This window comes from Stenotrophomonas sp. ATs4 (assembly GCF_051861585.1).
GTDB classification, from domain to species: domain Bacteria; phylum Pseudomonadota; class Gammaproteobacteria; order Xanthomonadales; family Xanthomonadaceae; genus Stenotrophomonas; species Stenotrophomonas maltophilia_AS.
This window is the reverse complement of the sequence record NZ_JBLYPK010000010.1, coordinates 149,997-175,878: the sequence shown is the minus strand read 5'-3', so window position 1 is coordinate 175,878 and position 25,882 is coordinate 149,997. Positions and strand designations below refer to the sequence as shown.

Genomic DNA, 25,882 nt, shown 5'->3' with positions numbered 1-25,882 from the left:
TTACGGACAGGGAAAAACCATCACGGCCTGCTGCAGGGCAGGGTGATGGCAGACACGGTGGGCAGTGGGACTCACTTGGACTGGGAGGCCTTCAGTTCGGCGAGAACGGCATCGGCATGGCCGGCAACCTTGACCTTGCGCCAGGACTGCACGATGCGGCTGTCGGGGGAAATCAGGAAGGTGCTGCGCTCGATGCCACGTACCTGCTTGCCGTACATGTTCTTCATCTTGATCACGTCGAAGGCGCTGCACAGCGCTTCGTCGCCATCGCTGACCAGCGGGAAGCCGAAGCCCTGCTTGGCGCAGAAGTTGTCGTGCGACTTCACCGAGTCACGCGAGACGCCGAGCACCACCGCGCCTGCCTTCTGGAACTTCGGCAGCAGCGCGTTGAAGTCGATGCCCTCGGTGGTGCAGCCGGGGGTGCTGTCTTTCGGGTAGAAGTACAGCACCAGCCAATGGCCGGCATAGTCGCCGAGGGTGGCCTGTTCGCCGCCGGACAGCGCCAGCGGCAGGGAAAGAATGGTGCTGTCCAGGGTGTCGCCGTTGTTCATGAGGTCCTTCTGTCGAGCCTGGGTTCTTTCTACGACAATTGCATGAAACGCCACGCGCCCGTGAGAGGCGCGCGAAGAATCAGAATTTCATCGGGTCCATGATCGCGTCCAGGTTCAGGTGATCGCAGAATTCAAGGAAATCGTCACGCAGCGCGGCGATGTGCATGTTGGCCGGCACGCCGATGGTGACCTGCGCGCTGAACATTTCCGCACCGGTCTGCATGGCGCGGTAACGCGTGCTCTGCAGGCTCTCGATGGTGATGCCCTGGCGGTCGAAGAAATCGGCCAGCTGGAACAGGATGCCCGGCTTGTCGGCGGCGATCACCTCGACGATGTACGGCAGCAGGTTGGACTGCGCCTGCTTGGCTTCGGTGCGGTACCAGACCAGCTTCAGGCCTTCTTCGCGCTCCAGCCGGGTCAGCATCGCTTCCAGCTTGGCCACCGAATCCCAGGAGCCGGTGGCCAGTGCGGTCACCGAGACATCGCGGCCCACGGTGGCCAGGCGCGCATCCACCAGATTGCAGTCGCTGTCGGCAATGCGGCGGGTGACGGACAGCAGGGGGGACTCCGGATGCGTCGTATAGGCGTTGATCAGGAGGTGGTTTTCGCTCGGCGCGGGGCGCGGGGTGGTGTCGGTCAAGGCGATTCCGGGTAATGCATGCGTTAGTCTGAATGCCCGCCAGAGGCGGGGATCCACCGGTGTCCAGCATACTTGCCCGTGGTTTCGCGCCGCAAGTAACATTCAGGTCGCCCCCGGCCTTTCGTGGCGGGCGTTTTCCCTTTCCAGCCAAGAGCAGCACGTCCTTGTCCCTTTCCGGCCTCATCACCGCGCTGGCGACCCCGTTCCGGGCCGACGGTGCACTCGACCCCGACGGTTGGCAGCGCCTGCTGCACCTGCAACTGGAAGGTGGCGTCCATGGCGTTGTCGTAGCTGGCTCGACCGGTGAAGCGGCAACCCTCACCGATGCCGAATACGATCAGCTGCTGGCCAGCGCGGTCGAGCGCATCGGTGGCCGCATCCCGGTCATGGCCGGTACCGGCCTGTCGGGCACCGCCAAGACCATCGAACAGACCCGCCGTGCCGCCGCGCTCGGCGCCAGCCATGCGCTGGTGGTCACCCCGCCCTATGTGCGGCCGACCCAGGCCGGCCTGATCGCGCACTACCGCGCGGTCGCCGACCAGGGCGGGTTGCCGGTCGTGCTGTACAACGTGCCTGGCCGCACCGGTTGCGACATGCAGCCGGAGACCGTAGCCGAGCTGGCCAGCCACCCCAACATCGTCGGCATCAAGGAAGCGGTGGGCGATACCGGCCGTGTGCAGGCGCTGCTGGCGCTGCGCAGCGCGCAGTTTGCCGTGCTCAGCGGCGATGACGGTACCGCCGCGCGTTCGATCCGGGCCGGCATCGATGGCCTGATCTCGGTCGGTTCCAACGTGCTGCCAGGTGCCTACCGCCGCATGTGCGAGCTGGCTGCCGCCCACGACCACGAAGCCACTGAATCATGGGATGCGCGCCTGCAGCCGTTCCACGAGTTCTGTGGCGTCGAACCGAACCCGATCCCGGTCAAGGCGCTGCTGCGCCGCGTCGGCATCGGCCACGACCTGCGCCTGCCGCTGCTGCCATTGTCGGCAGCGCATCATCCGGCTGCCGATCACCTTGCCGGCGACATCGCCGCCCTCGAAGCCCTTTCCAGCCACTGACCTTCCGTCTTGGTCTGACCCAGGAGATTCACATGCGTCAATCCGTTTCCACTGTCCGCGTGCTGTCCTACGCGCTGCTTGCCGTGGCTGTCGCCGCGGGTACCACCGGTTGCTTCAAGCGAGGCGTCAAGGGCGATTACGCCCTGGCCCCGGAAATGCGTCCGCTGGAAGTGCCGCCGGACCTGAACCTGCCGGCCACCACCGGTGACAACAAGGTGCCGGCGCCGGCTTCGGCGACCAAGCCGGTTGCGCCGGTTGCTGCAGCGCCGGCCGTGGGCAACACCGGCTTCACCATTGCCGGTGGCAAGGATGAAGCCTTCGCCAAGGTCGGTACTGCGCTGGAAGGTGTGGAAGGCGTGACCATCGCCAGCCGCGCGCAGCTGCTGGGCTCGTACGACGTGGCCTACGAAGGCAGCAACTTCCTGGTGCGCGTGGTCGCCGTCGACGCCGGTGCCTATGTTTCCGCGGTCGACCCGCGTGGCCTGCCGGCCACGGCCGAGGCCCCGGTAAAGCTGATCGCCGCGCTGAAGGCCAAGCTGGCGCAGTAAGGGCCGGAGCGGGTGGGTGCGGATCGCGGTCCGCGCCCGCCTTGGGTGGCGCCGGGCCATGCCCGGCGAGCGTGAAGCGCGGCCCAGGATCCGCCGGGCATGGCCCGGCGCTACCGAAAAAAAGGGCGCCATGGGCGCCCTTTTCGTTGCTGTGGTGGGCGCCTCTCAGCGCTCCAGCAGCTTCAGCTTGTCCGGCTTGCCGTCCCATTCGCCAGCGTCGGCGGGTGGGTCCTTGCGCACGGTCAACACCGGCCATTCTTTGGCCAGTTCGGCATTGAGGGCGACGAATCCTTCCTGGCCGGCGGGGACATCGTCCTCGGGGAAGATCGCATTGACCGGGCACTCCGGCTCGCAGAGGGTGCAGTCGATGCACTCATCCGGGTCGATCACCAGGAAGTTCGGGCCTTCGTGGAAGCAATCCACGGGGCACACTTCCACGCAATCGGTGTGTTTGCACTTGATGCAGTTTTCGGTGACGACAAAGGGCATGGGCTGGGGGTGGATCGATTCCTGAACCCGCCAATTCTAGAACAGGTTGGCCCCCGGTGTCGGCGCAGGGCGGAAAACGGGCGTCTGGCAGCCCCGGTCAAGGCCGGTTGGCGGCGGGGCATCCCCCATGCGACGCTGTGGCGCAGCCGGTCACGGCAATGGCCGGCGCCCCTTCCCAGCAGGAACGCCCATGTCCCAGATCCAGGCCGGATCCGCCTTGCATCGCGGCGAGAACACGGCATTCATCGTTCTGATCAGCTGCGTGGCCACCCTCGGTGGATTCCTGTTCGGCTTCGACAGTGGTGTCATCAATGGCACGGTCGACGGCCTGCGGCTGGCCTTCAACTCCAGCGAGGCCGCCCTGGGCTTTGAAGTTGCTTCGATGCTGCTGGGCTGTGCGATCGGTGCCTTCCTGGCCGGTTGGCTGGGTGACCGCCTGGGCCGTCGCGGCGTACTGATCGTCTCGGCACTGATGTTCCTGGTTTCGGCGCTGGGTGCCGGTGCTGCCCATGCTTCCTGGCTGTTCATTGCAGCCCGCGTGCTCGGTGGCTTCGCAGTGGGTGCTGCCAGTGTGATGTCGCCGGCCTACATCGCCGAAGTGGCGTCGGCGCGCTATCGCGGTCGTCTGGCCACGGTGCAGCAGATGGCGATCATCTGCGGCCTGTTTGCCGCTTTCCTCAGCAATTACCTGTTGGCCCGTGCCGCCGGGGCCTCCACCGAGCCGTTGTGGCTGGGTCATGAAGCCTGGCGCTGGATGTTCTGGATGCAGGCGCTGCCGTCGGCGTTGTTCCTGCTGCTGTTGCTGGTGATCCCGGAGAGCCCGCGTTTCCTGGTGCTGAAGGGTCGGCAGGCGCAGGCGAGGGCGGTGCTGGCACGGTTGTATGGCCCGGACGCGGCGGTGGCCAAGCAGGCCGGAATCGAGGCCAGCCTGGCCCAGGATCAGCACAAGCCGCGCTTCGGTGATCTGCTCGACAAGGCTACCGGCAGGCTGCGGCCGATCCTCTGGGTGGGCATCGGCCTGGCGATGTTCCAGCAGCTGGTCGGCATCAACGTGGTGTTCTACTACGGTGCGGTGCTGTGGCAGGCGGTGGGTTTCTCGGAAAGCGATGCGCTGCTGATCAACGTGTTGTCTGGCGGCTTGAGCATCGGCGCCTGCCTGCTGACGGTGATGCTGATCGATCGCATCGGGCGCAGGCCCTTGCTGTGGATCGGCTCGGTCGGCATGTCCGTCGCGCTGGCGTTGATGGTGGCCGCCTTCGCCAGCGGCAGCTTGGTCGACGGTCGCCTGCAGCTTTCCGATGGCATGGGCCGCCTGGCGCTGGTGGCGGCCAATGCCTACGTGGTGTTCTTCAACCTGTCCTGGGGCCCGGTGATGTGGGTGATGCTGGGCGAGATGTTCCCCAACCAGATCCGCGGCCCGGCGCTGGCGGTGGCCGGCGCGGCGCAATGGACCTCGAACTTCGCCATTACCGTGACTTTCCCGATGCTGCTGGCAGGCATCGGCCTGGCCGGAGCCTATGGCATCTACATGGTCGCGGCGATCGCCTCGATCTTCTTCGTGGTCCGCTGCGTGCGTGAGACCAAGGGCAAGGAGCTGGAGCAGATGGAAGGCTGACGGCCCAGCCTGGGTTCCGGCGCCTCCTGCGCAGGAGGTGGTCCGCAAAACAGAAAAGCCCGCACGAGGCGGGCTTTTTCGGTTCCTGCTGCGGCGACTGGTGCTCCCTAGGGGACTCGAACCCCTGTTTTAGCCTTGAGAGGGCCACGTCCTAACCACTAGACGAAGGGAGCAGTGTGTCGCTGCCGATGCAGGAGCGCTAGTATATGCACCTCGATGCCATTGGGCAATCCCGAAACTTCAACCGGAAGCGCCAACATCATTTCCTCTGCTACATCACCGTTCAGCCTGCGCGTCATCCCGCGCGACCAGCACACGATCTCCCGCAAGGACATCAGCCCGAACGCCCTGCGCGTGCTTTATCGCCTGCGCGATGCCGGCTTCGGCGCCTACCTTGTCGGCGGCGCGGTGCGCGACCTGCTGGTCAATGGGCAACCCAAGGATTTCGACGTGGCCACCGACGCCACGCCCGAACAGGTCAAGCAGTTGTTCCGCAACTGCCGCCTGATCGGCCGCCGATTCCGCCTGGCCCATGTTGTGTTCGGCCGCGAGATCATCGAAGTGGCCACGTTCCGTGCCAACAGCGATGACGGCAGCGGCGACCGCGAGATGGAAAACGGCATGCTCGTGCGCGACAACGTGTACGGCACCATCGAAGACGATGCCATCCGCCGCGACTTCACCTGCAACGCCCTGTACTACGCCATCGAGGACTTCTCGGTGCGTGACTACACCGGTGGCTTCGAAGACGTGCAGGCGCGCCTGATGAAGCTGATCGGCGACCCGGTACAGCGCTACCAGGAAGACCCGGTGCGCATGCTGCGTGCGGTGCGCCTGGCGGCCAAGCTCGGTTTCCAGATCGAAGAAGGCACCGCCACGCCGATCCCGCAGCTGGCTGGCCTGCTCAACGAGGCCGCGCCGGCGCGCTTGTTCGAAGAAGTGCTCAAGTTGTTCCTGTCCGGCCACGGCGTAGCCAGCTTCGAAGGCCTGGAGCGTTACGGCCTGCTGGATGTGTTGTTCCCGGAAAGTGCCAAGGCCCTCAAGTCCAACCGCACCGGCGCACTGCGCCGCATGCTGGTGGAAGGTCTGGCCAATACCGATGCGCGTGTGGCCAATGACGAGCCGGTCTCGCCGGCGTTCCTGTTCGCGCTGCTGCTGTGGCCGGCGTATTGCCGTGCACAGGCGACCCTGCTCAAGCAGGGCGTGGCGCCGGAAGAGGCACAGCGTCGTGCCGCCGACCGCGTCACCGTGCAGCAGCTGAGCACCATCGCATTGCCACGCCGTTTCTCGCTGCCGATGCAGGAGATCTGGCTGCTGCAGTCGCGCTTCGGTTCGCGCCAGCGCAAGCGTGTGTTCCGCACCCTGACCCACCCGCGCTTCCGCGCCGCGTTCGACTTCCTGGCCCTGCGCCAGGTGGCCTCGGCCGAGCACGAGGCCGATGTGGCGTTCTGGCGCGAAGCGCAGGCGCAGTCCGGGCATGAGCTGGAATCGTCGCTGGATTCCCTGCACCACGAGGGCGCTGACGAGGAGGGTGGGGCACCGCGCAAGCGCCGCCGCCGTCGCCGCCGTCCGGGCGCCCCGGCCGGTGCCGCAGGCGAGTAAGCAATGACCCTTGCCTGGATCGGCCTCGGCGCCAACCTTGGTGACGCGGCTGCGACCGTCCGCGCAGCGATTGCTGCGCTGGACGGGCTGCCCGGTACCCGCGTGGACAGGGCTTCCCGCCTTTACGCTACGCCGGCCTGGGGCAATGAAGACCAGCCGCCGTTCGTCAACGCGGTGGCTGCAGTCGAAACGGATCTGCCAGCCGACGAACTGCTGCAGGCGATGCTGTCGCTGGAGCGGCGCTTCGGCCGCGTGCGTGATCCGCAGGTGCACTGGGGGCCGCGCGCGCTGGATCTGGACCTGCTGATGCATGGCACGCAGGTGATCGATCAGCCTGGCCTGCAGGTGCCGCATCCTTACATGCACGAACGCGCCTTCGTGTTGGTGCCGCTGGCCGAAATCGCGCCGGATCTGGCCATTCCCGGCCATGGCCGCGTGCGGGATGCAGTGGTGCGGGTGGATGCCTGCGGGATCGCGCCGATAGGGTGATAATGCCCGGGTTATCTCCCCCGGTTATCAGCACATGAGCACCCACGCAGACAGCAAGCCCTGGACCGTTCCCGCCCTGGCCGAGGCCAAGCGCAATGGCCAGAAGCTGGTCATGTTGACCGCCTACGACGCCGGCTTCGCCCGCACCTTCGACGCCAATGGTGTCGATCTGATCCTGATCGGCGATTCGCTGGGCATGGTGGTGCAGGGGCATGACTCCACCTTGCCGGTGACCGTGGCCGACATGGTCTATCACACCCGCGCCGTGGCCCGCGTACTGCAGCGCGCACTGCTGGTGGCCGATCTGCCGTTCGGTGCCGATGCCACCCCGGAACGCGCACTGGACGCCTCGCTGCAGCTGCTGCAGGCCGGCGCCGAGATGGTCAAGATCGAAGGTGCCGGCTTCAAGGTCGACATCATCCGCTACCTGGTGGAGCGCGAAATTCCGGTCTGCTCGCACCTGGGCCTGACCCCGCAGTCGGTGCTGCGCCTGGGCGGCTTCAAGATCCAGGGCCGCGGCGATGCTGCGCGCCAGCTGGTGGAGGATGCCAAGGCCGTGGCGGCTGCGGGCGCCAGCCTGCTGGTGTTGGAGTGCATGCCGAGCCCGGTCGCCGCTGACGTGACCGCCGCCGTGGACGTGCCGACCATCGGCATCGGTGCTGGCCCGCAATGCGACGGCCAGGTGCTGGTGCTGCACGATTTCCTTGGCCTGGACAGTGGCCATCGCCGTCCCAAGTTCGTCAAGGATTTCCTTGCTGAAGGCGGTTCGGTGGCCGGTGCCACCCGTGCCTATGCCGACGCCGTGCGCGACGGCAGCTTCCCTGACGAACAGCACGCCTACGCCCAATGATCCAGACCTTCAACGAGCTCGGCGCACTGCGCGGGCAGATCGCCGAGTGGAAGCGCGAGGGCCTGCGCGTTGCGCTGGTGCCGACCATGGGCAACCTGCACGGAGGCCACCATTCGCTGGTGACCCTGGCGCGGCAATACGCCGACAAAGTGGTGGCCAGCATCTTCGTCAACCCGACCCAGTTCGGGCCGAACGAGGACTTCAGCCGCTACCCGCGCACGCCCGAGGCCGACGTGGCCGGGCTGGAGCAGGCCGGCTGCGATGCGGTGTGGCTGCCCAGCGTCGAGGCGATGTATCCGCTGGGCGTGGACAAGACCACGCAGATGCACGCACCCGGCGTCAGTGAAGTGCTGGAAGGCGCCAGCCGCCCGGGTCACTTCGACGGCGTCTGCACCGTGGTCGCACGCCTGTTCCTGCAGGTACAGCCGGACGTGGCGGTGTTCGGACGCAAGGACTATCAGCAACTGGCCGTGATCAAGCAGATGGTGGCCGAGCTGTCGTTCCCGATCCAGATCGTCGGCGCGGACATCGTGCGCGACGAGGACGGCCTGGCCAAGAGCTCGCGCAACCAGTACCTGAGCGCCGAACAGCGCCCGCTCGCGACCACCCTCCACCGCACCCTGCTGGGCATGCGCGAGGGGTATGTGGCTGGCCACTCGCGCACGCAGATCGAGGCCGATGCAGCCGCCGCGCTGCAGGCGGCCGGTTTCCAGGTCGACTATGCGGTGCTGCGCACGCCCGATTTGGCTGAGCCGACCTTCGATGGTGGTGGCCGAGTAGCGTTGATCGCCGCGCGCCTGGGTACGACCCGGTTGATCGACAACCTGGAATTCTGAGCTGCTGCGAGCAGCCTGGGAGGGCGCCCGCAATGGGCGCCTTTCACCTTCCCAAGGACGGGAGGCCGCAAATGAATACCCCCACCCATGACGCTGGCCGTCTTGCCCGGGCCTCGATCCTGGCCGTACTGGCAGCCGGCATGCTGCCCGCCCAGCTGTTTGGCGGGCTGTTGTTCGCGCTCGAATTCAAACGTACGCCGGTACCGGCGCTTACCGGTGGTGGGTTGATGTTCGTGCTGGCCGCCTGCAACGCCATCGCCGTACTGCTGCCGATGGCGCTGATCCTGCAGTCTCAGCAGCGCCTGCGCCGGATCTGGTTCGTGCTGGCTGGCTTCGGGCTGGGCGCGTTGGCGATGGCAACCTGCGCCTGGCCCGGCGCGGATAATGGCCCGCTGCTGCAGCGGCTGCGCTACGTCGATATGTTCGATGTGATCCGCTATGCCTTGTCAGTGCTGGCCGCAGGTGGCTTCGGGGTGGTCGCTGGGCTGGCTTTCCATGCGGTGTTCCGGCTGTCACTGCAGGGCGCTTCCGCCCATGCCGCGGCAGCGTCGCCGGGCGAGGGCGGCTGAACGGCCTTCAGCGTCCTGCCGCAGGCCCCTGACGACGGCCAAGCGGGTGCTAGAATCCGCTCTTTCCTTTGCCGTTGCAGCGCCCCCATGCACCTGTCCCTGCTCAAGACCAAGATTCACCGCGCCACCGTCACCCATTCCGAGCTGAACTACGAAGGCTCGATCGCCATCGATGACAACCTGCTGGCTGCCACCGGCATCCGCGAGTTCGAGCAGGTGCACATCTGGGACGTGACCAACGGTGCGCGCTTCTCGACCTACGCCATCCGCGCCGACGCCGGCAGCGGTGTCGTCTCGCTCAACGGTGGCGCCGCGCGCCACGTGCAGGTCGGTGACATCATCATCATCGCCGCGTTCGCCAGCATGACCGAGCAGGAAGCCGACAGCTTCAAGCCGAAGCTGGTGTACGTTGATGGCAAGAACCAGATCACCCACACCAACGACACGATCCCGACCCAGGCCGCATGACAACGAACAACGGATTCGACTCGCTGCATTCCCACGCCCAGCGCCTGAAGGGCGCAAGCATTCCCAGTCTGCTCGCCGCCGAACCTGGCCGCGTGCAGGACCTGGCGCTGCGGGTCGGTCCGTTGTATGTCAACTTCGCCCGGCAGAAGTACGACGCCGCCGCGTTGCAGGCGTTGTTGGCGCTGGCTGCCGAACGTGATGTCGGCGGCGCCATCACGCGCCTGTTCCGTGGCGAGCAGGTCAATCTGACCGAAGGCCGCGCTGCGCTGCACACTGCGCTGCGTGGTGACGTGGTCGATGCGCCGGTGGCGGCCGAGGCCTATGCCACCGCGCGCGCGATCCGCCAGCGCATGGGTGTGCTGGTGCGGGCGCTGGAAGACAGTGGCGTCACCGATGTGGTCAGCGTCGGCATCGGCGGTTCCGATCTGGGGCCGCGCCTGGTCGCCGACGCGCTGCGTCCGGTTACTGGCGCACGTCTGCGCGTGCATTTCGTGTCGAACGTGGACGGCGCCGCCATGCAGCGCACGCTGGCCACGCTGGATCCGGCCAAGACCGCCGGCATCCTGATCTCCAAGACCTTCGGTACCCAGGAAACACTGCTCAACGGCCAGATCCTGCACGACTGGCTGGGCGGCAGCGAGCGCCTGTACGCGGTCAGTGCCAATCCGGAACGTGCCGCCAGGGCTTTCGCCATCGCTGCCGATCGCGTGCTGCCGATGTGGGACTGGGTCGGTGGCCGTTATTCGCTGTGGTCGGCCGTTGGTTTCCCGATCGCACTGGCCATCGGTTTCGAGCGTTTCGAACAGCTGCTGGAGGGTGCTGCGCAGATGGATGCGCATGCGCTGGATGCACCGCTGGAGCGCAACCTGCCGGTGCTGCATGGCCTGACCGACATCTGGAACCGCAACCTGCTGGGTCATGCCACCCATGCGGTGATGACCTACGACCAGCGCCTGGCGCTGCTGCCGGCCTACCTGCAGCAGCTGGTGATGGAAAGCCTGGGCAAGCGCGTGCAGCGCGACGGCCAGCCGGTCACCACTGACACCGTACCGGTGTGGTGGGGCGGGGCGGGCACCGACGTGCAGCACAGCTTCTTCCAGGCGCTGCACCAGGGCACCAGCATCGTTCCGGCCGATTTCATTGGCTGCGTGCACAACGATGATCCGTATACCATCAATCACCAGGCACTGCTGGCCAACCTGTTGGCGCAGACCGAAGCGCTGGCCAATGGCCAGAGCAGCGAGGATCCGCACCGCGATTATCCGGGCGGCCGCCCGAGCACGCTGATCCTGCTCGACGCGCTGACCCCGCAGGCGCTGGGTGCGCTGATCGCCATGTACGAACACGCGGTGTACGTGCAGTCGGTGATCTGGAACATCAACGCCTTCGACCAGTTCGGTGTCGAGCTGGGCAAACAGCTGGCCAGTGGCCTGCTGCCGGCACTGCAGGGTGAAGACGTCGCGATTGCCGATCCGATGACCCGCGAGATCCTGGCGCAGTTGAAGGGCTGATGCTCTGGTAGTGCCGGCCGCTGGCCGGCATCCAGATGATGCGTCCCCCCGTCATGAGGTTGCCGGCCAACGGCCGGCACTACCCGTGACAGGCGACAGCGCCTCACCGGCTCGGGTCGCGCTCCGGGCTGGGCCGCTTGGCCAGCTTGCGCTGCAACGAACGCCGGTGCATGCCGAGCAGGCGCGCGGCCGCTGACACATTGCCGCCGGTCTCGTGCATCGCCTGTTGGATGTGTTCCCACTGCAGGCGGCTGATCGGTGTCATCGCATCTGGCACTTCCATTTCGCCATCGTCGGCCGGGCCGTCGTCTTCCTCACCGAGGGCGCGCAGGATCATCGGCACCGTGGACGGCTTCGGCAGGTAATCATCCGCACCCAGCTTGATCGCTTCCACTGCGGTGGCAATGCTGGCATAGCCGGTCACCAGCAGGATGCGCATGTCCGCGCGCAACGCGCGCAGCGGCTGGATCAGTGCCAGCCCCGAATCGCTGCCCAGCTTCAGGTCGATCAGCGCGAACGCCGGAGGGTGTTGGCGCGCCAGTGCCAGTGCACTGGCGGCGTCCTGTGCGGTCTGGGTTTCAAGCCCCTTGCGGGCCAGACTGCGCTGCAGGGTGCGCAGGTACAGCTCGTCGTCGTCGACCAGCAGGCCCAGGGTGGAATGGTGAAGGCTCATGGGGTGTCCTCGCGTGGGGCCAGCGGCAGGCGGAAACCGACGCGGCTGCCGGCCCCTTGGGCCGGGCGCATCCACATCTCGCCGTCGAGGCGTTCGATGGTGGCATGGGAAAGGGCCAGGCCGACGCCCATGCCCTCGCTCTTGCTGCTGCCGAACAGCTTGCCCGGCAGCACCGCGGCACGGGCGTCGAAGCCATGGCCGTAGTCGCGTACTTCGCCGATCAGGTCATCGCCTTCGATGCGCAGGTCCAGGTCTACGCGCGGCCGGCCGGCCTTCTCGCCGGCATCGGCGGCATTGTTGAGCAGGACCATCAGCAGATGGCCCACGCCCGGATCGAGTGGTAACCGCAAGGGTGCGTCATCGTTGCGATGCAGATCGATGGTCGGTCGCACCAAGCGCCACTGCTCCAGCACCTGCTGGGCGCTGGAATGGCTGCGTCCCGGTGCATCGGTCGAGGCCGGTGCGGCCAGTGCCAGCACGCGCTCCCGGCACTGCACCAGCAGTTCGCGCAGGGTTTCCATGTCCTCGCGCACTTCAGGCTCTTCGCTGCGCTCGGCCACATCGTCTGCGAGCAGGGTCATGGTCGCCAGCGGTGTGTTCAGTTCATGCGCTACCGAGGCCGCATGGGTGGCCAGGGCGACGATGCCCTCGTTGCGGGCGAAGCGCTCGCGCAGCGCCGACAGTTCCAGCTCGCGCTCCCGCAGCGCCAGTGCAAGGCGGGTGGAGAAGGTCAGCACCACGGCGGCGGAAATCAGGAAATTGGCGACCACGCCCCAACGGTTGAGGTCGTGCGCGCGGAAGTAACCGTCCGGCAGCGGCTGCCCGAAAATGCCACTGGCGGCATAGCCGATCAGGCAGGCCAGTGCCACCGCCAGCGCCCAGCGCAAGGGCAGGGCGAACGCGGCCAGCGCGATCAGGATCAGGAACAGCGAGCTGAACGGGTTGGCCATGCCGCCGCTCCAGCCGACCATCCAGGTCAGGATGATCACATCCACCAGGATGTGGCCGAATGCCGTCAGCGGTGCCGTGTCGGCCGCTTCCGGGCGCAGTTGGGTGTAGACGTTGAACAGGGTCAGCACCGCCACGCCGGCCCACAGCGGCAGCTGCGGCAATGGCAGGCCCAACACCCAGGTAGCAACCAGGATGGTGGCGGCCTGGCCGCCTACGGCAAGCCAGCGCAGGCTGCACAGGGTTCGGAGAAACGGGGCGTCGGGACCGGTCATTCACGCTCATCGTATGCGTTCATGCGTGACCGTGCCTGCGACAATCGGCCGCAGCCGTGCCGTCGGCTGAATGCGAGTCACCCGGAATGCAGAGCCGGGCGGTAGAATGCGCCCATGCACGACGCCGTCACCCGCCCGACTCCGCCCTCCGATGCCACTGCCTGGCCACGCCGCCAGACTCACGCCGTCCAGATCGGCGGGGTTACCGTAGGCGGAGGCAAGCCGGTGGTGGTGCAGTCGATGACCAACACCGACACCAGCGACGTGGCCTCCAGCGTGAAGCAGGTGGCCGAGCTGTGGCGTGCCGGTTCGGAGATGGTGCGGTTGACCGTCAATACGGTTGAAGCGGCCGCCGCGATCCCGCGCATTGTCGACAAGCTGGCAATGATGGGCATCGACGTACCGCTGATCGGTGACTTCCATTACAACGGCCACCAGTTGCTGACCGCCGAACCGGCGTGTGCCGAAGCGCTGGCCAAGTACCGCATCAACCCGGGCAACGTCGGCTTCGGCAAGAAAAAAGACCTGCAGTTCGCCCAGTTGATCGAGTTTGCGATCCGCTACAACAAGCCGGTGCGCATCGGCGCCAACTGGGGCTCGCTGGACCAGGCCCTGGCGGCGAAGCTGATGGATGAGAACAACCATCGCGAGCAGCCCTGGGATGCCGGCCGCGTGCTGCGCGAGGCCTTGATCCGTTCGGCGCTGGACTCGGCCGAACAGGCAGTGGAACTGGGCCTGCCACGCGATCGCATCGTGCTGTCGGCCAAGGTCAGCGGCGTGCAGGAACTGATCGCGGTGTACCGCGATCTCGCCCAACGCTCTGACTTCGCCCTGCACCTGGGCCTGACCGAAGCCGGCATCGGCAGCAAGGGCATCGTCGCGTCCTCGGCGGCGCTGAGTGTGCTGCTGCAGGAAGGTATCGGCGACACCATCCGCATTTCGCTGACCCCGGAACCGGGCCAGTCGCGCACGCAGGAAGTGATCGTTGCCCAGGAACTGCTGCAGACCACCGGCCAGCGCGCCTTCACGCCGCTGGTCACCGCTTGCCCGGGCTGTGGCCGCACCACGTCCGAGTTCTTCCAGGAACTGGCCAAAGTGGTGCAGAACCACGTGCGCGAGAAAATGCCGCTGTGGAAGATCCAGCACCCCGGTGCGGAGAACATGACCCTGGCGGTGATGGGCTGCATCGTCAACGGGCCGGGCGAGTCGCGCCACGCCAACATCGGCATTTCGTTGCCGGGCACCGGTGAAACCCCGGCAGCACCCGTATTCGTCGATGGCGAGAAGAAGGTGACGCTGCGCGGCGAAAACATCGCCCAGGAATTCGTCGCCCTGATCGATGACTACGTCGAACGTACCTATGTCCGAAGCGCCGGATAAGCCTGCGATCCTCGCTGCACCGGAGTCCGCCTCCGGGTTCCGCCACTGGATGGCGCGCAATGCCTGGCGCCTGCTCCTGCTGTTCGGCGGCGTGCTGCTGCCGCTGGCAGGCTTCGTCGCCTTGGCCGACGAAGTGCACGAGTTTGAATCGTTCCATTTTGACGCCCCTCTGCTGTGGCAGATGCATGGCCTGCATTCGCCGTTGCTGGACCGCTTCTTCGTGCTCATCTCGAAACTGGGCTACGAATGGTTCCTGATTCCGGCCGACGTGCTGATCATCGGCGTGCTGCTGGGCTGCCGGCGTTGGCGCGAGGCGACCTTCGTGGCGGTCAGTTTCGTGGGTTCGGCGCTGCTGAACATGGGCAGCAAGCATTTCTTCCAGCGCCAGCGCCCCAGCCTGTGGGAATCGATCGCGCCGGAATCGACGTTCAGCTTCCCCAGCGGCCATGCGATGGGTTCGATGACCCTGGCCGTGACCCTGGTGCTGCTGGCCTGGAACACCCGCTGGCGCTGGCCGGTGCTGCTGCTGGCGCCGGCCTTCAGCGTGCTGGTGAGCGTGTCCCGGGTCTACCTGGGGGTGCATTACCCCTCCGATATCCTGGCCGGATGGTGTGCCGCGCTGGTTTGGGTGGTAGGGTGCTATCTGGTCATGTTCAGTCGCCGGCACCCATGGCGACGTCACGGCTCGCCGCCAGCGAAGGCCAGCGAAGCATCATCACAGGGGGATTGACGTGGATGGCCCCTCCGGGACGTCTACGTGATAGAGCAGTTGTTTCGTTGCAGCAGGTTCTGCAAGACAGGGGGCAAGCACAACGCGCGGTAATGTGATGCGCAAGGCAGATCGCCAGCGCCGCATTCCAGACGCGCTTGCAGGGTATCGGCACCCTGCCTAGCTTGACCTGCAATGGCCGCATTCGAAGAGGTACGTGAATGACGATTCGAGTCTACCTGGTGGATGACCACGCGCTGGTCCGCACCGGGATGAAGATGATTCTGTCGGGGGAAACCGACATCGAGGTGGTGGGCGAAGCCGAGACCGGCGAAGACGCGCTGCGTGAAGTCCGCCAGCTGCTGCCCGATGTGGTGTTGTGTGATCTGCACCTGCCGGGCGTGAGTGGCATGGAAGTGACCGAGCGCATTGTCCGCAGCCACCGCAGCACCCGGGTGGTGATCGTGTCGGTGCTGGAAGATGGCCCGCTGCCCAAGCGCCTGCTTGAAGCCGGTGCTGCCGGCTACATCGGCAAGGGCTGCGATGCGCAGGAACTGCTGCGCGCGGTTCGCGACGTGGCCGGTGGCCGTCGCTACCTGGGTACCAGCATCGCGCAGAACCTGGCGTTGTCGACGGTGGAAGGCAACGGTTCGCCGTTCGACAGCCTGTCGCCGCGCGAGCTGGAGGTGGCACTGCTGCTGACCCAGGGCCTGCGCCAGGAGGACATCGCGCGTCGCCTGAGCCTGAGTGCGAAGACGGTGAACACGCACAAGGCGCGGTTGTTCGAGAAGATGGGGATCCACGACAACATCGCGTTGGCGCGGATGGCGAGCCAGTACGGTCTGGTGGATCCGGCGCGGCCGCTGTAAGGGTTTTCGGCCAACGGCGCAGCCCCTCGCGGTGGTGGTGCGGTTGGATTTCTGGGGTTGGCCCTGCGGAGGGACCGCGCAGGGGACGCCGTGAATCCATCCCTGGAGGCTCGGGCGCGCCATCCATGGCGCTTACGCCCCTGCGCGGTCCCTCCGCAGGGCCACGGACAATTTCCGTGCGCCGCCACCGCGGAATGAAGAAGCAAAAGCAGGAGCGGGTCGCGCGCTGCGCGCGCTCGTTGCACGGGGTCGGATCCCTTTCCCGGCGGGAAAGGGCTCTGACCCCGTGGTGATTCAGTGGCCGCGCACGCGCTTGATGATCTTCGCGGCGTCGGCGGCGCTGGCGCGCACCTTGTCCCATTCGCCCTCGGCGATCCAGTTGCCCGGCACCATCCACGAGCCACCGATGCAGACGACGTTCTTCTGCTCCAGGTACTCGGCGGCGGTGTTTTCGGTGATGCCACCGGTCGGGCACAGCTTCAGGTCAGCAACCGGCCCGGCCAAGCCCTTGATCATCGCCAGGCCACCCACAGCCGTGGCCGGGAACAGCTTGCAGACACGGAAGCCGCGCGCGTACAGCGACAGCAGCTCGGTCGGCGTCGCCGCACCCGGCACCACCGGCAGCGGGGCCGCAGCCAGCGCATCGGCCAGTACCGGCGGCGTGCCCGGGGTCACCAGGAAGTCAGCGCCCGCATCGATCGACTGCTGCATCTGCTCCACGGTCAGTACCGTACCCGCGCCCACCACCACATCCGGCAGCTCACGCTTGAGCATTGCCAGCGCTTCCATCGCCACCGGCGTGCGCAGCGTCAGCTCGATCGCCGGCAAGCCGCCTTCGAGCAGCGCCGCACTGACTGCACGTGCCTGGTCCAGCGTATGAATCGTCACCACCGGCAGGATGCCCGCCGCATGCAACAGCTCCGCCGCCTTCACCTGATGTTGTTCGATACCCATAGCTCTGCTTCTGCCTTTGCTTTCGAATTTGATTTTCAATGATCACTTCGCGGCGCGAGGGCGCCGGGAAACCGTCCTGAGGCGGCGGGTAGCCCCCACCAGGACCGTGAGCGGCATGGATGCCGCGACCGAGCCCCCATGGATGGGTTTACGGCGTGTCCTGGTGGGGGCTACCCGCCGCCTCAACCAGGACACTCACCGCCCACGCACACCCGCAACGCCCTTCAACCCTCAGGCGTCCTTCGCCTCATGCGGCGCCGCCGCCGCCGCGGCATCATGCCCCAGCTCATACTCCGCGTCGTACTCCCACGGCCCGCCATCGGCTGCCGCCGGCCCGCACGAAATCGAAATCGCGCCCTGATCCGCCGGACCCACTACACGCCGGTTGATCGCGAACAGGTTACGGCCCAGGTCATGGGCAGCCGGCGCCGTATTCGGCGCATGTGTACGCGCGGCCCATTCGGCCGCGTCCACCAGCACTTCCAGCGTGCCCGCTTCACCGTCGAGGCGGATCATGTCGCCTTCGCGCACTTTGCCCAGCGGGCCGCCACGCGCCGCTTCCGGCGTCACGTGGATCGCCGCCGGAATCTTGCCCGAGGCGCCGGACAGGCGGCCATCGGTGACCAGCGCCACGCGCCGGCCCTGGTTCTGCAGCAGGCCCAGCAACGGCGCCAGCGAGTGCAGCTCCGGCATGCCGTTCGCGCGCGGGCCCTGGTAGCGCACCACCGCCACGAAATGCTCGGGCAGCAGGCCACCAGCGTGCAGCTTGTTCAGTACCTGCGGGGCATCGACCACCACCGCCGGTGCTTCGATCGTGCGGTACTGCGGCTTCACCGCCGACAGCTTGATCAGCGACTTGCCCAGGTTGCCGCGCAGCAGGCGCAGGCCGCCCTGGTGTTCGAACGGATTGTCGACGCCACGCACCACTTCGTCATCGGCGCTGCGTTCCAGGCCTGGCAGGTAGACCAGCTTGCCGTCGCGCAGCTGCGGCTCGCGTGCATAGTCGGCCATGCCGCCACGCGCCACGCTGACCAGGTCGCCGTGCATCAGGCCGGCCTTGATCAGTTCGCCGAACACAAAGGCCGGGCCGCCTGCTGCAGCGAAGCGGTTCACATCGGCTTCGCCGTTCGGATAGACGCGCGCCAGCAGCGGAATCAGCTGCGACAGCTCGTCGAAATCGTCCCAGGTCAGCACGATGCCGGCCGCACGCGCCACGGCGATCCAGTGGATGGTGTGATTGGTCGAACCGCCGGTGGCCATCAACGCAATGACTGCATTGATGATCGCGCGCTCATCGATGATCCGGCCGAGCGGACGGAAGTCGTCGCCCAGTGCGGTGATGTCCAGCGCACGTTCGGTGGCTTCGCGGGTCAAGGCATCGCGCAGCGGCGTGTCCGGATTGACGAATGAGGCACCGGGCAGCTGCACGCCCATTGCTTCCAGCAGCACCTGGTTGGAATTGGCGGTGCCGTAGAAGGTGCAGGTGCCGACGCCGTGGTAGGAGGCGGACTCGGCTTCCAGCAGTTCCTCGCGGGTGGCTTCTCCGGCGGCATAGCGCTCGCGCACTTCGGCCTTCTGCTTGTTCGGAATACCCGGCGTCATTGGGCCGGCCGGCACGAACACCGCCGGCAGGTGGCCGAAGGCCAGTGCGCCGATCAGCAGGCCTGGCACGATCTTGTCGCAGACACCGAGGTGGATGGTGGTGTCGAACATGTCGTGGCTGAGGCCGATGGCCGTGGCCTGGGCGATCACATCGCGCGAGAACAGCGACAGTTCCATGCCGCCACGGCCCTGGGTCACGCCGTCGCACATCGCCGGCACCGCGCCGGCCACCTGGGCGGTGGCGCCGAGTTCGCGGGCGACCTCACGGATCTGCTCCGGGTAGGTTTCGAACGGCTGGTGTGCCGACAGCATGTCGTTGTAGGCGGTGATGATGCCCAGGTTCGGGGTCACGCCACCGCGCAGGCGGCTCTTGTCGGTACCGCCACAGGCGGCGAAACCGTGGGCGAGGTTGCCGCAGCTCAGGCGGCTGCGGAACGGGCCATCGCGCAGTGCGGCGTCGATCGCGGCCAGATAGGCGGCGCGCGAGGCGGCGCTGCGGCGGATGACACGTTCGGTGATGGCTTGCAGTTGCGGATGGAGGCTCATTGGCTACCGGCGTTCGTGGTGGCGAGAGGCTGGCGGCGGCACGGCACCGCCGCCGACATCAATCAGCCCAGTGGACGCGCAGGCGCGCGCCTTCCAGGTTGATTGCATTGAGAATCGGATACTGCTGGGCGTCGTTGCTGTCCAGCGCCTGGCGCAGCACCTGCAGCTTCTGCTTGCCGCGCAGCAGCAGCAGGCGCTGGCGGCACTGGCGCAGGCCATGCGGGGTGAGCGTGATGCGCAACGGCCACTGATTGGCGCCGGGGCAGCCGGTGGCATCCAGCGCCGCGTAGGGCAGGGTGCTTTCCAGCGCACGGACCAGGTCTTTCGACCCCGGGAACAGCGAGGCGGTATGGCCATCGTTACCCATGCCCAGCGCCACCAGGCTCGGTGGCTGGCTGTGCTGCGCCTGCAGGTTGGCGGTGTACACGCATTCCGGCAGCGGCTTGCCAACCCGCACCAGCGGATCGAAGTGGGCACCTTCGGCGCGCTTGAGCAGGTTCTCGCGCACCAGCCAGGCGTTGCTGTCGCGATCCTGCGGTGACAGCCAGCGCTCGTCGGCCAGGCTTACTTCCACCCGGTCCCAGTGCACGTCCAGTTCGGCCAGCGCCTGGTAGACCGGTGCCGGCGTGGTGCCACCGGACAGCAGGATGCGCGCACGGCCGACTTCGTTGATGTCGCGGTTGAGGGTCTGCGCCATCTCGTTGGCCACCGCCTCGATCCAGCCATCGGCATCGCCGTGGTTGATGAACTCGATGCGGTCGTCGTGGAAGGTGGGGCTCATGCGGCAACTCCAGGTGCGTCACGTTCGGCGTCGGCGGCATAGGCGGCGGCGCCCAGCAGTCCGGCGTGGGGATGCATCACGGCGAGCGAGGGGACCCGCGCCATGATCGAGGAGAACCGGCCCTTGTGTTCGAAGCGCTGGCGGAAACCGGAGTGCTGCAGCGAATCGAGCATTTTCGGGGTCAGCCCGCCGGTCAGGAATACGCCGTCCCAGGCACCCTGGGTCAGCACCAGGTCACCGGCGATGGCGCCGAACACGGCGCAGAACACATCAACGGTGCGCATCGCCTGCGGATCACCGTGCAGGGCGCGGGCGGTCACGTCCACCGGCTGCAGCTGGCCGGGATCGATACCGGCCATCTCGCATACCGCGCGATGGATGTTGACCAGGCCGGGGCCGCAGATCAGGCGCTCGTTGGAGACGCGGCCGAACTGCTCGGACAGGATCTCCAGGATGCGGATCTCCTCCGGGGTTCCCGGCGGGAAACTGACATGACCGCCTTCGGTTTCCAGCGGGTAGCAGCGGCCGTGGCGCAGGATGAGGCCACCCACGCCGAGCCCGGTGCCGGGCCCGATCACCGCGTAGTTGCGCGGCTGTCCTGGCTTGCCCGGTACCCAGGCGGCACCGCCGACCTGGATCACGTCTTCGGGCTGCAGCAGTGAAATCGCCATCGCCTGTGCGGCGAAGTCGTTGATCAGGTGCAGTTCGTCGAAACCGAGCATGGCCGCAGTACGGCTGCGCGAGATCACCCACGGATGGTTGGTGATGCGTGCTTCGTCACCATCAACACGCCCGGCGACTGCGAACACGCCGCGGCTGGCGGTGGCGCCGATCTGTTCCAGATGGTGGCGCGCGGCATCACCCAGCGACGGGAACTCCGCCACCGCGTACTCACGGATGCTGTCCTTCTGCAGCGGCGCATCCAGGCCGGTATCGGCCAGGGCAAAGCGGGCATTGGTGCCACCGATATCGGCGACCAGCACCGGCTGCGGGCTGGCACTCATGCCGAGGCCTCGCCGTCAGGTGCATCCACGCCCTGCGGCAGGAATCCGGTCGCGTTGTCCGGGCCCCACTGGCCCGCGGGGTAGGGTTCCAGCGGCAGCTTGGCTTCCTTCCAGGCATCGGCGACGCTGTCGATCCACGCCCAGGCAGCACGCACTTCGTCGTCGCGCACGAACAGCGTGTGGTTGCCGTTGAAGGCATCCAGGAACAGGCGTTCGTAGGCGATGCGACGGTGCAGGCCGGTCGGCACCGACAGCTCCAGTTCCAGCGGATGCAGTTCCAGTGCGCCCCATTCCGGGCCGGCCAGGCTGCTCATCAGGCCCAGCTCGATGTTCTCCTGCGGCTGCAGCTGGAACACCAGGCGGTTCGGTGCGGCCTGCGCGCGCTGCGGGCGCTCGAACAGCCAGTGGGTAACCGGCTTCAGCGTAACCACCACGCGGGTGGTGCGCTCGGGCAGGCGCTTGCCGGTGACCAGGTGGAACGGCACGCCGCTCCAGCGCCAGTTGTCGATGTGCGCGGTGACACCGGCGAAGGTCTCCACGTCGCTGCCTTCCGGCGGCTGGTAGGCCTGTGCCGGCTGGCCGTTGATGGTGCCGGCGGTGTAGCGGCCGCGGATGCTGTCACGCGCGGCGTGCTTGGCATCGAGCGGGCGCAGCGCGCGGAGTACCTTGACCTTCTCGTCGCGGATGCGATCGGCTTCCAGCGACGCCGGCGGCTCCATCGCCACCATGCACAGCAGCTGCAGGATGTGGCTCTGCACCATGTCGCGCAGCGCGCCGGAACGGGCGTAGTACGCGTCGCGGCCGTCCACGCCTTCGCTCTCGGCCACCAGGATGTGCACCGATTCGATGTAGTTGCGGTTCCACACCGCTTCCAGCAGCGTGTTGCCGAAGCGCAGCGCGATCAGGTTCTGCACCGCCGCCTTGCCCAGGTAATGGTCGAGACGGAACACGCGGTCCTCGTCGATCCACTGGCCGATGGTGCTGATGATTTCCTCGGCACTCTCGCTGTCGCTGCCGATCGGCTTCTCCAGCATCAGGCGTGCCGGCGCGGCGAGCGCGCCGCCCTTGGCCAGGCCTTCGCAGGTGGAGATGTACAGGCCCGGCGGGATGGCCAGGTAGCTGACGCACTTGCGGTCCACCAGGTCGGAGACTGCGGCGGCGACCGAGTCGACGTCGCGCAGGTCGACCGAGCGGTAGTCGATACGGCGCAGCAGGGCGCCGATGTCGTCCTGCGTGGCCATCGGCATGGCCTGCTGCAGGCGTGGCCGCAGGATGTCATGGAAGGCTTCGGTGTCATGCCCGGACAGGGCCAGCGCACGGATGCGGAAGTCCTCCGGCAGCAGGCCGTCGCCAAGCAGGCGAAGCAGCGAAGGGAACAGGTAGCGCTGGGCCAGATCACCTGTGGCACCGAACAGGAAGAGGGTGTCGTGCATCGCTCGAGTTTCAGATCCGGGTGACATCGTTGTCAATCGCTTCATGGCTGGGTTCGGGGGACATCCGCGCAACTGCCTGTCCAAGGTTCGTCTGCAGCGTTCTCCGGGCATCCGGAAGACCGTTCCATTCGAAACCACTACCTCGGCGGAACCTTCGTTCAATCGCCGACGCAGATCGGTGCGCACCGATCATCGGATAGTGCCACGTGAAAACGTTTACATGGCAGAATGGGCAACTGTATTCGATTGCAGTGCTCGCCGTCATGCGGCAAGCGCGCAATCATCACTGCCATCGGGAGGGCCGAGGCAGTCCCAAAAGACAGCCCGGCTTCGGGCGGACCGGATAGGTGATATGGCAAAAGTGCAGTTGCAGGGTGTGCGCAAGGTCTATGACAACGGCCAGGTCGCGGTGAAGGACGCCACCTTCGAGGTCGCCGATGGCGAGCTGATGGTGCTGGTCGGTCCCTCCGGCTGCGGCAAGTCGACCCTGTTGCGGATGGTGGCCGGCCTGGAAGAGATCAGTGGCGGCACGCTGACCATCGGCGACCGCGTGGTCAACGACGTGGCGCCGAAGGATCGCGACATCGCCATGGTGTTCCAGAGCTATGCGCTGTATCCGCACATGACCGTGGCCGAGAACCTGGCCTTCGGCCTGAAGCTGCGCGGCCACGACAAGGCCACGATCGAAAAGCGCATCAGCGAGGCGGCGCAGACCCTGGGCCTGACCGAGATGATGGACAAGCTGCCCAAGGCGATGTCCGGCGGCCAGCGCCAGCGTGTAGCGCTGGGCCGTGCGCTGGTGCGTGAGCCAGCGGTGTTCCTGCTCGACGAGCCGTTGTCCAACCTCGATGCCAAGCTGCGCCACAGCGTGCGCACCGAGATCGCGCAGCTGCACCGCAAGCTGGGCACCACCATGATCTACGTGACCCACGATCAGGTCGAGGCGATGACCCTTGGCCAGCGTATCGTGGTGCTGAAGGACGGCATCATCCAGCAGATCGATACGCCGATGGCGCTGTACGACCGCCCGGCCAACCTGTTCGTGGCCGGCTTCCTCGGCAGCCCGGCGATGAACGTGCTGCGTGGCACGCTGCAGGGCGATGCCGGCGGCGTGACCGTGGTCGATGGTGAATGGCGTGCTCCGCTGGGCCAGGCCACGATCGATCCGGCATGGCTGCAGAAGCCGATCGCAGTGGGCGTGCGCCCGGAGCACCTGCAGCCGGCGGGTAGCGACGATGCGCATGCGTTCACCGCGCGCATCGAAGGCATCGAGCCGGTCGGCAACGAGATTTTCGTCAACATGAGCAGTGGCCAGCATGCGCTGACCATGCGCGTGGCGCCGCAGTCGCTGCCGGCGGTGGGCGAGCAGATCCGCGTGGCGATCCACCCGCAGGGCCTGCATTTCTTCAGCCCGGAAACGGGCGAGCGCCTGTAAGGGGCGGTAGCGCCGGGCCATGCCCGGCGTCATCAAAGGCGTGCGGACCAACGGTCCGCACCTACCGGGTCGGTCAGTAGATCCACGCCATGCGTGGATGAAGGCCCTTCAAATTCAGCGCGCCAGCCCGTCCAGCAACGGCATGCGCTGCGCCACTGCATTGCCCGCCTGCAGATCCGCATCGCTGGCCTCCAGCGGCAGCACCGCCAGTGCCAGGTCGCCGGCCACGCTGGCAATCGTGCCCAGCGCCGCACCGTCCTGCTGCACGCCATCGCCGGCCTGCGCCGGTGCCGCGGTATGCAGCAGTTGCACCGCGCGCTTGGCCTTGCCGAGGAAGTGGGTGCGAGCAACGATTTCCTGGCCCGGGTAGCAGCCTTTCTTCACGCTGTAGCCATTCAGGCGGTCCAGGCCCAGCTGCTGCGGGGTCCATACTTCGCGCTGGCTTTCTTCCAACCGCGGCAGGCCGTAGCGCAGGTCGGCCTGGCGCCAGGCCAAAGCGAAAGCGGCCTCATTGGCTTCGCTGCCGGCGGCGAAGGCATCGGCGGCGCCAATGCGCAGGGTGCGCGGCAGGGCATCGCTGCCCAGGTCCAGCTCCCAGCCGTCACCTGCGGTCTGCGCAATCGCAGCGCCGCTGGCGGCCTCGGGGGCAGTGAAGGCACCGGCCACGGCCAGGTCGCTGCGCACTGCCACCTTCAGCTTGCGACGGAACACAAAACGCTGCAGTTGCGACGCAATCGCATCGGCATCACCGTCGGCCAGCACCAGCAGCACATGGTCTTCGGCCAGCCGAAGCAGCTGGAACACCGCCAGGGTGCGGCCTTTGGCGCTCAGCCACGCACTCCACTGCCAGTGGTGCAAGGGCAGGGCGGTGACGTCGCTGCTGAACTGGGCGTGGGCGAAAACGGCCGCATCCACGCCCTGCAGGCTCAGCAACTGGTGGCCGGGCAGGCGCGGATATCCGACGAAAGCAGGGGACAGGTTGTCAGGCACGTGAACGAGGTCTAAAATTTGTGCGTTGCGAGACCAACAATGATAGGCCAAACAACCCCCACTCCCGACGACGAATCTGAAGCTCCGCTGGTCCCCGCGGCACCCGTGCCCGTGGAACAGGAAAAAGCAGAGGAATTCGGCGGCCGCGGCGGACTTGATCCGGTGCGGTATGGCGATTGGGAGAAAAACGGACGCTGCATCGATTTCTGATCAGCATTGAGCCAACGCGGCCGTGTGCCGCCCAGCCGAGACAACGAGCCCAGCGAATGGCGACCAGACAACGCCCACTTTCCCCGCACCTTCAGGTGTATCGCTGGCAGATTCAGATGGCCACCTCGATCCTGCATCGAGCCACTGGCGTCTTTCTGTCTGTTGGTGCCCTCATCATCGCCGCCGGCCTGCTGGCCCTGATGATGGGGCCCGATTCCTGGAACTGCTTCACCGGCCATGCCGGGGCCTGGTATGGCCGCGTGTTCCTGTTCGCGTGGACATGGTCGTTCGCCTATCACCTGTGCAATGGCATCCGCCATGTGGTGCAGGACTTCGCCATCGGCTTCAGCATTCCCGCCTTCATCCGCAGCAGCTGGCTGTCGGTCATCGGCAGCCTGGTGATCACCCTGCTGGTGTGGGCCTATGTGATGTTCGGAGGTGCCGCGTGAGCAAGTTCCGTACTCCGTTGAAGGGTGTGCGCGGCCTGGGTTCGGCCAAGACCGGTACCGAGCACTTCGTGCACCAGCGCCTGACCGCCGCCGCCCTGGTGGCGCTGGGCATCTGGTTCCTGGTCTTCGTGCTGGGCCTGCTGGGCTCGGACTACGTGACCGCCGCCGCCGCCGTGGCCAAGCCGTGGAACGCAGTGCCGCTGATCGGCCTGCTGATCGCCATGTTCTGGCACGCGCAGCTCGGCATGCAGGTCGTGCTGGAAGATTACATCCACGAATCGCTGCTGGCCCTGGTGCTGCAGACCGCGGTGAAGTTCGTCGCCGTGCTCGGCATGATCGTCAGTGTGTTTGCGGTGGGCCGCATCGCCCTCGGCGTTGCCTGAGCCCAGGCACCAACA

Annotated in this window: 28 protein-coding genes and 1 tRNA gene; 17 read left to right on the top strand and 12 right to left on the bottom strand. The window is 66.7% G+C overall.

The window, feature by feature from the left end; genetic code table 11:
* Positions 1 to 71: 71 nt before the first annotated feature.
* Both ABR323_RS17975 and ABR323_RS17970 read right to left on the bottom strand, forming a co-directional pair.
* On the bottom strand, positions 72 to 551 hold the full coding sequence (locus ABR323_RS17975) for a peroxiredoxin (protein WP_439450269.1): 480 nt from the start codon (positions 549 to 551) through the stop codon (positions 72 to 74).
* A gap of 79 nt (positions 552 to 630) precedes the next feature.
* Positions 631 to 1,191 (bottom strand): glycine cleavage system protein R, encoded by a 561-nt coding sequence (locus ABR323_RS17970; RefSeq protein WP_439450268.1) that lies wholly within the window; start codon positions 1,189 to 1,191, stop codon positions 631 to 633.
* A gap of 164 nt (positions 1,192 to 1,355) precedes the next feature.
* Between ABR323_RS17970 and dapA the strand changes: the two genes are divergently transcribed.
* Both dapA and ABR323_RS17960 read left to right on the top strand, forming a co-directional pair.
* On the top strand, positions 1,356 to 2,249 hold the full coding sequence (gene dapA, locus ABR323_RS17965) for a 4-hydroxy-tetrahydrodipicolinate synthase (protein ID WP_135273156.1): 894 nt from the start codon (positions 1,356 to 1,358) through the stop codon (positions 2,247 to 2,249).
* 32 nt (positions 2,250 to 2,281) lie between these two features.
* The gene (locus ABR323_RS17960) at positions 2,282 to 2,797 is read left to right on the top strand and encodes a hypothetical protein (protein WP_439450267.1); all 516 of its coding nucleotides are present in this window, start codon (positions 2,282 to 2,284) and stop codon (positions 2,795 to 2,797) included.
* A 165-nt stretch (positions 2,798 to 2,962) separates the two neighbouring features.
* Here ABR323_RS17960 and fdxA read toward each other — a convergent pair whose 3' ends face one another.
* Positions 2,963 to 3,286, bottom strand: coding sequence for a ferredoxin FdxA (fdxA, locus tag ABR323_RS17955; RefSeq protein ID WP_005409054.1), 324 nt, complete (start codon positions 3,284 to 3,286; stop codon positions 2,963 to 2,965).
* 190 nt (positions 3,287 to 3,476) lie between these two features.
* Between fdxA and ABR323_RS17950 the strand changes: the two genes are divergently transcribed.
* Positions 3,477 to 4,901, top strand: coding sequence for a sugar porter family MFS transporter (locus ABR323_RS17950; RefSeq protein ID WP_439450266.1), 1,425 nt, complete (start codon positions 3,477 to 3,479; stop codon positions 4,899 to 4,901).
* A gap of 98 nt (positions 4,902 to 4,999) precedes the next feature.
* Here the strand turns inward: ABR323_RS17950 and ABR323_RS17945 are convergent.
* Positions 5,000 to 5,074: transfer RNA gene (locus ABR323_RS17945), tRNA-Glu, on the bottom strand.
* Positions 5,075 to 5,123: 49 nt separating this feature from the next.
* Here ABR323_RS17945 and pcnB point away from each other — a divergent pair.
* The 7 genes from pcnB (at position 5,124) to pgi (ending at position 11,226) form a co-directional block, all read left to right on the top strand.
* Positions 5,124 to 6,503: a polynucleotide adenylyltransferase PcnB gene (gene pcnB / locus ABR323_RS17940; RefSeq protein WP_135273170.1), complete on the top strand. Its 1,380-nt coding sequence runs from the start codon at positions 5,124 to 5,126 to the stop codon at positions 6,501 to 6,503.
* Positions 6,504 to 6,506: 3 nt separating this feature from the next.
* Complete coding sequence (gene folK, locus ABR323_RS17935; RefSeq protein WP_439450265.1) at positions 6,507 to 6,992, top strand: 2-amino-4-hydroxy-6-hydroxymethyldihydropteridine diphosphokinase; 486 nt, start codon at positions 6,507 to 6,509, stop codon at positions 6,990 to 6,992.
* A gap of 34 nt (positions 6,993 to 7,026) precedes the next feature.
* Positions 7,027 to 7,842, top strand: coding sequence for a 3-methyl-2-oxobutanoate hydroxymethyltransferase (gene panB, locus ABR323_RS17930; protein ID WP_135273160.1), 816 nt, complete (start codon positions 7,027 to 7,029; stop codon positions 7,840 to 7,842).
* Positions 7,839 to 8,678, top strand: a complete 840-nt coding sequence (panC, locus tag ABR323_RS17925; RefSeq protein WP_439450264.1) for a pantoate--beta-alanine ligase — start codon at positions 7,839 to 7,841, stop codon at positions 8,676 to 8,678. Before panB ends, panC begins: the two co-directional genes overlap by 4 nt.
* Positions 8,679 to 8,749: 71 nt before the next feature.
* A complete protein-coding gene (locus ABR323_RS17920; protein WP_439450263.1) occupies positions 8,750 to 9,247 on the top strand; it encodes a hypothetical protein in 498 nt (165 codons plus the stop codon).
* An 87-nt stretch (positions 9,248 to 9,334) separates the two neighbouring features.
* On the top strand, positions 9,335 to 9,715 hold the full coding sequence (gene panD, locus ABR323_RS17915) for an aspartate 1-decarboxylase (RefSeq protein WP_439450262.1): 381 nt from the start codon (positions 9,335 to 9,337) through the stop codon (positions 9,713 to 9,715).
* On the top strand, positions 9,712 to 11,226 hold the full coding sequence (gene pgi, locus ABR323_RS17910) for a glucose-6-phosphate isomerase (RefSeq protein WP_439450261.1): 1,515 nt from the start codon (positions 9,712 to 9,714) through the stop codon (positions 11,224 to 11,226). The genes panD and pgi overlap by 4 nt, the downstream gene beginning before the upstream one ends.
* A 103-nt stretch (positions 11,227 to 11,329) precedes the next feature.
* Here the strand turns inward: pgi and ABR323_RS17905 are convergent, their stop codons facing one another.
* Both ABR323_RS17905 and ABR323_RS17900 read right to left on the bottom strand, forming a co-directional pair.
* Positions 11,330 to 11,899, bottom strand: coding sequence for a response regulator transcription factor (locus tag ABR323_RS17905; protein ID WP_135273165.1), 570 nt, complete (start codon positions 11,897 to 11,899; stop codon positions 11,330 to 11,332).
* Positions 11,896 to 13,122, bottom strand: coding sequence for an ATP-binding protein (locus ABR323_RS17900; protein ID WP_439450260.1), 1,227 nt, complete (start codon positions 13,120 to 13,122; stop codon positions 11,896 to 11,898). The genes ABR323_RS17905 and ABR323_RS17900 overlap by 4 nt, the downstream gene beginning before the upstream one ends.
* Positions 13,123 to 13,236: 114 nt before the next feature.
* On the opposite strand from ABR323_RS17900, the gene ispG reads away from it, so the two are divergent.
* The 3 genes from ispG (at position 13,237) to ABR323_RS17885 (ending at position 16,080) form a co-directional block, all read left to right on the top strand.
* Positions 13,237 to 14,502, top strand: coding sequence for a flavodoxin-dependent (E)-4-hydroxy-3-methylbut-2-enyl-diphosphate synthase (gene ispG, locus ABR323_RS17895; protein WP_135273167.1), 1,266 nt, complete (start codon positions 13,237 to 13,239; stop codon positions 14,500 to 14,502).
* A complete protein-coding gene (locus ABR323_RS17890) occupies positions 14,483 to 15,232 on the top strand; it encodes a phosphatase PAP2 family protein (protein WP_135273168.1) in 750 nt (249 codons plus the stop codon). Before ispG ends, ABR323_RS17890 begins: the two co-directional genes overlap by 20 nt.
* Positions 15,233 to 15,432: 200 nt before the next feature.
* Positions 15,433 to 16,080, top strand: coding sequence for a response regulator (locus tag ABR323_RS17885; protein ID WP_135273169.1), 648 nt, complete (start codon positions 15,433 to 15,435; stop codon positions 16,078 to 16,080).
* A gap of 294 nt (positions 16,081 to 16,374) precedes the next feature.
* On the opposite strand, the gene eda is transcribed toward ABR323_RS17885, so the two are convergent.
* The 5 genes from eda to zwf form a co-directional block, all read right to left on the bottom strand.
* Positions 16,375 to 17,034: a bifunctional 4-hydroxy-2-oxoglutarate aldolase/2-dehydro-3-deoxy-phosphogluconate aldolase gene (gene eda, locus ABR323_RS17880; protein ID WP_135273171.1), complete on the bottom strand. Its 660-nt coding sequence runs from the start codon at positions 17,032 to 17,034 to the stop codon at positions 16,375 to 16,377.
* Between the two features lie 231 nt (positions 17,035 to 17,265).
* Complete coding sequence (gene edd / locus ABR323_RS17875) at positions 17,266 to 19,182, bottom strand: phosphogluconate dehydratase (protein WP_439450259.1); 1,917 nt, start codon at positions 19,180 to 19,182, stop codon at positions 17,266 to 17,268.
* A gap of 58 nt (positions 19,183 to 19,240) precedes the next feature.
* Positions 19,241 to 19,963, bottom strand: coding sequence for a 6-phosphogluconolactonase (gene pgl, locus ABR323_RS17870; protein ID WP_135273173.1), 723 nt, complete (start codon positions 19,961 to 19,963; stop codon positions 19,241 to 19,243).
* The gene (gene glk / locus ABR323_RS17865) at positions 19,960 to 20,967 is read right to left on the bottom strand and encodes a glucokinase (protein WP_439450258.1); all 1,008 of its coding nucleotides are present in this window, start codon (positions 20,965 to 20,967) and stop codon (positions 19,960 to 19,962) included. Before glk ends, pgl begins: the two co-directional genes overlap by 4 nt.
* On the bottom strand, positions 20,964 to 22,400 hold the full coding sequence (gene zwf, locus ABR323_RS17860) for a glucose-6-phosphate dehydrogenase (protein WP_439450257.1): 1,437 nt from the start codon (positions 22,398 to 22,400) through the stop codon (positions 20,964 to 20,966). The genes glk and zwf overlap by 4 nt, the downstream gene beginning before the upstream one ends.
* Positions 22,401 to 22,752: 352 nt before the next feature.
* On the opposite strand from zwf, the gene ABR323_RS17855 reads away from it, so the two are divergent.
* On the top strand, positions 22,753 to 23,835 hold the full coding sequence (locus ABR323_RS17855) for an ABC transporter ATP-binding protein (RefSeq protein ID WP_135273176.1): 1,083 nt from the start codon (positions 22,753 to 22,755) through the stop codon (positions 23,833 to 23,835).
* 114 nt (positions 23,836 to 23,949) lie between these two features.
* On the opposite strand, the gene ygfZ is transcribed toward ABR323_RS17855, so the two are convergent.
* Entirely contained in the window at positions 23,950 to 24,825 is an 876-nt protein-coding gene (gene ygfZ / locus ABR323_RS17850) for a CAF17-like 4Fe-4S cluster assembly/insertion protein YgfZ (protein ID WP_439450256.1), read from the bottom strand.
* Positions 24,826 to 24,864: 39 nt separating this feature from the next.
* Here ygfZ and ABR323_RS17845 point away from each other — a divergent pair, with 39 nt between their 5' ends.
* From ABR323_RS17845 to sdhD, 3 genes are read left to right on the top strand one after another with little or no spacing between them, the layout of a single operon-like run.
* Positions 24,865 to 25,035, top strand: coding sequence for a DUF1674 domain-containing protein (locus tag ABR323_RS17845; protein ID WP_005409075.1), 171 nt, complete (start codon positions 24,865 to 24,867; stop codon positions 25,033 to 25,035).
* A 56-nt stretch (positions 25,036 to 25,091) separates the two neighbouring features.
* A complete protein-coding gene (gene sdhC / locus ABR323_RS17840) occupies positions 25,092 to 25,484 on the top strand; it encodes a succinate dehydrogenase, cytochrome b556 subunit (RefSeq protein ID WP_004153151.1) in 393 nt (130 codons plus the stop codon).
* Positions 25,481 to 25,867: a succinate dehydrogenase, hydrophobic membrane anchor protein gene (gene sdhD, locus ABR323_RS17835; protein ID WP_439450255.1), complete on the top strand. Its 387-nt coding sequence runs from the start codon at positions 25,481 to 25,483 to the stop codon at positions 25,865 to 25,867. Before sdhC ends, sdhD begins: the two co-directional genes overlap by 4 nt.
* The last annotated feature ends 15 nt before the right edge of the window (positions 25,868 to 25,882 follow it).

What these genes read in the sequence shown, in the direction of transcription:
- ABR323_RS17960 (WP_439450267.1), top strand. Translation starts at nt 2,282, where the DNA reads ATGCGTCAATCCGTTTCCACTGTCCGCGTGCTGTCCTACGCGCTGCTT.
- ABR323_RS17920 (WP_439450263.1), top strand. Translation starts at nt 8,750, where the DNA reads ATGAATACCCCCACCCATGACGCTGGCCGTCTTGCCCGGGCCTCGATC.
- ispG (WP_135273167.1), top strand. Translation starts at nt 13,237, where the DNA reads ATGCACGACGCCGTCACCCGCCCGACTCCGCCCTCCGATGCCACTGCC.
- ABR323_RS17885 (WP_135273169.1), top strand. Translation starts at nt 15,433, where the DNA reads ATGACGATTCGAGTCTACCTGGTGGATGACCACGCGCTGGTCCGCACC.
- eda (WP_135273171.1), bottom strand. Translation starts at nt 17,034, where the DNA reads ATGGGTATCGAACAACATCAGGTGAAGGCGGCGGAGCTGTTGCATGCG.
- zwf (WP_439450257.1), bottom strand. Translation starts at nt 22,400, where the DNA reads ATGCACGACACCCTCTTCCTGTTCGGTGCCACAGGTGATCTGGCCCAG.
- sdhC (WP_004153151.1), top strand. Translation starts at nt 25,092, where the DNA reads ATGGCGACCAGACAACGCCCACTTTCCCCGCACCTTCAGGTGTATCGC.
- panB (WP_135273160.1), top strand. Translation starts at nt 7,027, where the DNA reads ATGAGCACCCACGCAGACAGCAAGCCCTGGACCGTTCCCGCCCTGGCC.
- panD (WP_439450262.1), top strand. Translation starts at nt 9,335, where the DNA reads ATGCACCTGTCCCTGCTCAAGACCAAGATTCACCGCGCCACCGTCACC.
- ABR323_RS17950 (WP_439450266.1), top strand. Translation starts at nt 3,477, where the DNA reads ATGTCCCAGATCCAGGCCGGATCCGCCTTGCATCGCGGCGAGAACACG.
- glk (WP_439450258.1), bottom strand. Translation starts at nt 20,967, where the DNA reads ATGAGTGCCAGCCCGCAGCCGGTGCTGGTCGCCGATATCGGTGGCACC.
- ABR323_RS17905 (WP_135273165.1), bottom strand. Translation starts at nt 11,899, where the DNA reads ATGAGCCTTCACCATTCCACCCTGGGCCTGCTGGTCGACGACGACGAG.
- ABR323_RS17855 (WP_135273176.1), top strand. Translation starts at nt 22,753, where the DNA reads ATGGCAAAAGTGCAGTTGCAGGGTGTGCGCAAGGTCTATGACAACGGC.
- panC (WP_439450264.1), top strand. Translation starts at nt 7,839, where the DNA reads ATGATCCAGACCTTCAACGAGCTCGGCGCACTGCGCGGGCAGATCGCC.
- ABR323_RS17845 (WP_005409075.1), top strand. Translation starts at nt 24,865, where the DNA reads ATGATAGGCCAAACAACCCCCACTCCCGACGACGAATCTGAAGCTCCG.
- pgi (WP_439450261.1), top strand. Translation starts at nt 9,712, where the DNA reads ATGACAACGAACAACGGATTCGACTCGCTGCATTCCCACGCCCAGCGC.
- edd (WP_439450259.1), bottom strand. Translation starts at nt 19,182, where the DNA reads ATGAGCCTCCATCCGCAACTGCAAGCCATCACCGAACGTGTCATCCGC.
- folK (WP_439450265.1), top strand. Translation starts at nt 6,507, where the DNA reads ATGACCCTTGCCTGGATCGGCCTCGGCGCCAACCTTGGTGACGCGGCT.
- ABR323_RS17900 (WP_439450260.1), bottom strand. Translation starts at nt 13,122, where the DNA reads ATGACCGGTCCCGACGCCCCGTTTCTCCGAACCCTGTGCAGCCTGCGC.
- fdxA (WP_005409054.1), bottom strand. Translation starts at nt 3,286, where the DNA reads ATGCCCTTTGTCGTCACCGAAAACTGCATCAAGTGCAAACACACCGAT.
- ABR323_RS17890 (WP_135273168.1), top strand. Translation starts at nt 14,483, where the DNA reads ATGTCCGAAGCGCCGGATAAGCCTGCGATCCTCGCTGCACCGGAGTCC.
- ABR323_RS17975 (WP_439450269.1), bottom strand. Translation starts at nt 551, where the DNA reads ATGAACAACGGCGACACCCTGGACAGCACCATTCTTTCCCTGCCGCTG.
- pgl (WP_135273173.1), bottom strand. Translation starts at nt 19,963, where the DNA reads ATGAGCCCCACCTTCCACGACGACCGCATCGAGTTCATCAACCACGGC.